The sequence below is a fragment of the Streptomyces hainanensis genome (assembly GCF_004348415.1).
Classification (GTDB): Bacteria; Actinomycetota; Actinomycetes; order Streptomycetales; family Streptomycetaceae; genus Streptomyces; species Streptomyces hainanensis.
Map to the genome: position 1 here is coordinate 1 of NZ_SMKI01000680.1, position 2,890 is coordinate 2,890.

The 2,890-nt window shown below is 72.4% G+C and carries 3 protein-coding genes; all 3 read right to left on the reverse strand.

What is annotated here, in order from left to right; genetic code table 11:
* Positions 1–37: 37 nt before the first annotated feature.
* Genes E1283_RS34625 through E1283_RS34635 form a run of 3 tightly spaced genes read right to left on the reverse strand, consistent with a single transcriptional unit; the run spans position 38 to position 2,691 of the window.
* Positions 38–898 (reverse strand): ABC transporter permease, encoded by an 861-nt coding sequence (locus E1283_RS34625; RefSeq protein WP_132822131.1) that lies wholly within the window; start codon positions 896–898, stop codon positions 38–40.
* A complete protein-coding gene (locus E1283_RS34630) occupies positions 885–1,655 on the reverse strand; it encodes an ABC transporter ATP-binding protein (protein WP_132822132.1) in 771 nt (256 codons plus the stop codon). Before E1283_RS34630 ends, E1283_RS34625 begins: the two co-directional genes overlap by 14 nt.
* The gene (locus tag E1283_RS34635) at positions 1,648–2,691 is read right to left on the reverse strand and encodes a LacI family DNA-binding transcriptional regulator (RefSeq protein WP_132822133.1); all 1,044 of its coding nucleotides are present in this window, start codon (positions 2,689–2,691) and stop codon (positions 1,648–1,650) included. Before E1283_RS34635 ends, E1283_RS34630 begins: the two co-directional genes overlap by 8 nt.
* Positions 2,692–2,890 lie beyond the last annotated feature (199 nt).

Below are 2,890 nucleotides of genomic sequence, written 5' to 3' on the forward strand. Positions count from 1 at the left end.
GGGTGGGGGAGCGGAGGCGGCGGCCGGGTTCGCCCGGTCAGCGGGTCGCCGACCAGCGGGTGACGTAGGCGCTGATCCGCGAGATCACCTGGTCGAGCGCCACGGCGAGGATCGCGATCACGATCGTGCCGAGCAGCACGACCGCCGTGTTGAGGGTGCGGCTCGCGCTCATGATGAGACGGCCGATGCCCGCGTCCGCGCCCTGGAACTCGGCGGCCACGACCACCGCGAACGCCAGCGCGCTGCCGATGCGGAAGCCGGAGAGGATCTCCGGAACGATGGCCGGCAGGACGACCGTCCGGTACACCTGGTTGCGGCTGGCGCCCAACGACCGCGCCGCCTGGACGTAGACCGGGGACACGTTGCCGCAGGCGACCGTCGTGTTGACGACCATCACCATGAAGCAGGCCAGCGCCCCGAGGAAGATCTTGCCGCTGTCGCCGATCCCGAACCAGAGGATCACGAAGGGGATGAGCGCCACCGGGGGCACCGGGCGGACCGCCTCGATGACCGGGTTGAGCACGTGGAAGAACCAGCGCGCCCTGGCCATCAGCAGCCCGACGACCACCCCCACCGCCGACCCGCCGATCCAGGAGACGAGCACCCGCCACAGCGTGGCGCTCGCGTCGTCGACGAGCTGGGAGTTGAGCGTGGTCACCGCCTCCCAGAGGGACTCCGGGGTCGGGAAGTAGAGCGCGTCGACCGTTTCCGTGCCGCTGGTGAGCAGCCACCACAGGCCCAGCAGGGCGGCCACCACCAGCAGGCTCACCAGCCAGCCGCGGTCGCGCCGGCGCCTTCCGGTCCCGGCGAGGTCGGGGGCCTGGCCTGCGGAGCCGGTCGGGGCCGGCGGGGCGGCGGCCACCGGGGACGCGGGGCGCGCCGTGTCATGCCGCGTCATCGTGAACCTCCCTGAGGGTGTGGGCGATCTCGTTGCGGAGCGCCTGGAACTCGGGGCCGGCCCGGAGCTCCAGGTCGCGGCCGGTGCCGAACGGCACGTCGACGACGCTGTGCACCCGGGCGGGCCGCGGCGTCATGACCACCACGCGGTCGCCGAGGAACAGCGCCTCCTCGATGTCGTGGGTGACGAAGACGATGGTCTTCGGCTCGGCCCGCACCACGCCCTGGAGGGCGAGCCACATCGCCTCCTTGGTGAACAGGTCGAGGGCGCCGAACGGCTCGTCGAGCAGCAGGACCTCGGGGCCGCTGGCGTAGGCGCGGGCCAGGTCGACCCGCTTCCGCATCCCGCCCGAGAGCTCCTTCGGGTACGCCGAGCGGAAGTCCGCGAGCCCGACGAGCTCCAGGTAGCGCTCCGCGCGCGCGGCGCGCTCGGCCCTGCCGAGACCCTGCATCCGCATCCCGTACGCCACGTTCTCCGCGACGCTCAGCCAGGGGAAGACCGCGTCGGCCTGGAAGACCACCGCCCGGTCGGCGCCCGGCCCGGCGACCTCCCGTGAGCCGACGGATATCGTGCCGGCCGTCGGTTCGAGGAAGCCGGCGACCAGGTTGAGCAGCGTCGTCTTGCCGCAGCCGCTGGGGCCGACGACGCAGACGATCTCGTCCGTGGCGATGGCGAGGCTCGTCTCGTTCAGCGCGACCGTGCGCTTGCGAGCCGTCGTGAACACCTTGGAGACGCGGTCGATGGAGATGTCAGCCACGGTGGGCCGCCTTTCCTTGTGCGGTGGGGGCCGCCGCGGTCGAACCCCGCACGGTGAGTGAGACCGGCAGCACGTGTCGGTCGGGCTTTCCGGCCCGTCGCCCTGGTTCCTCCTCCAGCGCGGCGATGAGCGCGTTGCTGGCGCGCCGCCCCAGTTCGTCGACGTCCTGCCGGACCGTGGTCAGCCGCGGGTGCGCGTACCGCCCCGCCGGGATGTCGTCGAAGCCGACGACCGACACCCGGCCCGGGACGTCCACGCCGGCGCCCTGGAGTTCGCCTATCGCGCCGAGCGCCATCAGGTCGTTGACCGCGAAGACCGCCGTCGGGCCGCCGTCGCGGAACGCCCCGGCGTGCCGAGCGATCGCCTCCCGACCGCCCTCCTCGGTGAAGGCGCCGCCGACCACCAGCGGCTCCTCGGCACCGCTTTCGACCCAGCTCTCCCGGAAGCCCGCCACCCGCAGGTCGCTGCTCACCAGGCCGCCCTCCGCGGCGATGACCACCGCGCGGCGGTGCCCGAGCTCCAGCAGGTGCTCGGCCGCCAGCCGCCCGCCGCTGAGGTTGTCGGAGACGAAGGACGGGGCGGTCGCGCCGGGCACCTCCTCGTCGACGAGGACGAGGGGCAGGTCGCCGAGGAGCGCGCCCAGCTGGGAGTTGGTCGGGGGCGCGCCCGCCGCGTAGATGAGGCCGTCGACCGCCCGGGAGCGGATCATGGCGAGGTAGTCGACCTCGCGGGCGTGGTCGAAGCCGGTGGTGCAGAGGATGACGTTGTATCCGTGGCTGATCGCGGCGGCCTCCACCCCGTGGGTGAGGTCGGCGAAGAAGCTGTTGCGGATGTCGGGGACGATGAGGCCCACCACGCGGGTCCGGCCGATGGCGAGGTTCTGCGCGGAGCGGCTGGGGACGTAACCCAGCTCCTGCATCGCGCTCTCCACCCGGGCACGTACCCGGTCGCTCACCTTGCGCTTGCCGCTGAGCGCGTGGGAGACCGTCGTCGGGCTCACGCCCGCCCGCGCCGCGACATCCGCTATCGAGACCATGGCTGAGGGGTTCTCCTTTGCTGGCGCGGTGCCGCACCGAGAGGGGCAAAGCGCTTTGCCAAAGCGCTTTGCGACACCATAGACCCCAGACGTCGCACTTCCAAGGGGTGAAACATGCTCGTTACCGGAAGAACCCGGCGGATTTACTCGGTATCGCCGCGCGGCGGGCCGTCCGACGGTTCGCGGGGGAGGGGAGGAG

Coding starts and splice junctions, on each gene's coding strand:
- E1283_RS34635 (WP_132822133.1), bottom strand. CDS start 2,691: ATGGTCTCGATAGCGGATGTCGCGGCGCGGGCGGGCGTGAGCCCGACG.
- E1283_RS34625 (WP_132822131.1), bottom strand. CDS start 898: ATGACGCGGCATGACACGGCGCGCCCCGCGTCCCCGGTGGCCGCCGCC.